Source organism: Streptomyces sp. NPDC043176 (assembly GCF_056436715.1).
This window is the reverse complement of sequence record NZ_JBWKCA010000065.1, coordinates 1-1,038: the sequence shown is the minus strand read 5'-3', so window position 1 is coordinate 1,038 and position 1,038 is coordinate 1. Positions and strand designations below refer to the sequence as shown.

General features: G+C 65.8%; 1 pseudogene. It reads right to left on the bottom strand.

Going from position 1 to position 1,038, the window contains the following annotated elements:
• Positions 1-961 (bottom strand): annotated as a pseudogene (locus AC067A_RS37390) (IS5 family transposase); the annotation flags it as partial.
• Between the last annotated feature and the right edge of the window lie 77 nt (positions 962-1,038).

The window sequence follows — 1,038 nt, the reverse complement described above, 5'->3', positions numbered from 1 at the left end:
AGATCGTCGATCCAGATCATGGAGGCTCGGAGGTGGAGGCCGGCGAGGTAGCTTTCGGGCGCCTTGTCGTAGCGGGTGGCGATGCCTCGCCAGGCTTTCAGCTTGTTGATCAAGCGTTCGACGGTGTTCCGTTCCTTGTAGAGGTCGGCGTCGTGGCTGATGGACCGGCCGCCTCGTGAGCCCTTCTTCTTGCGGTTTGCGGCCTGGTCCTTCTTCTCCGGGATGACTGCTTTGATGTTGCGTTTTCGCAGGTAGCTGCGGTTTCCGCGCGATGAGTAGGCCTTATCGCCGGCGACTGCGCCGGGTCTGGTGCGGGGACGGCCGACCGGCAGACGGACTCGTACCTTCTCGAGCACGGGGATGAACTGCGGACTGTCCGCGGCCTGCCCGGTGGTCAAGACGAACGCGAGCGGACGGCATCTGCGGTCCGCCGCGAGATGAATCTTGCTGGTGAGGCCGCCCCGGGACCGGCCGAGCAGGGCTTGCTTCAGGCGGAGCTTGCGTCGGCGCCGGATGCGCCGGCGCTCGGCCTGTCCGTTCTGTTCCTGCGTGCCACCCCTTTTTGCCGGGCTGTCTCCTGCTCCTGCGCGGCTTCCTCCAGGGCCGACATGAGGTGCTTGCTGACGCGGAGCCCCGCGGCGTCGTGGTGGGCGCGGACGGTAGTGGAGTCCACGCTGACCAGCGACAAGTCTGTTTGCTCCGCGCGGGCTGCCTGAGCGATCAGGCCTTCCAGCAGGGCGGTGAACACACCGGCGTCCCGCCAGACGCGGAAACGTCCGTAGACGGTGGCCCATGGGCCGAACTCGGCAGGCATCTCCCGCCACTGGCCGCTGGAGCGGAACCGCCAGATCACCCCCTCGAACTGTTCCCGCAAACGCTCCGGATACGGGCCGTACCTACCGATCGGCAGATACGGCTCGATGAACTTCCACTGGGCATGGGTGAGTTGCCTACGCGTCACGACCACAGTCCTACCGGGTTCCACCCCACGAAGAGCACAGAACCCGGCAACTGATCACGACATCACACAGGCCCTAG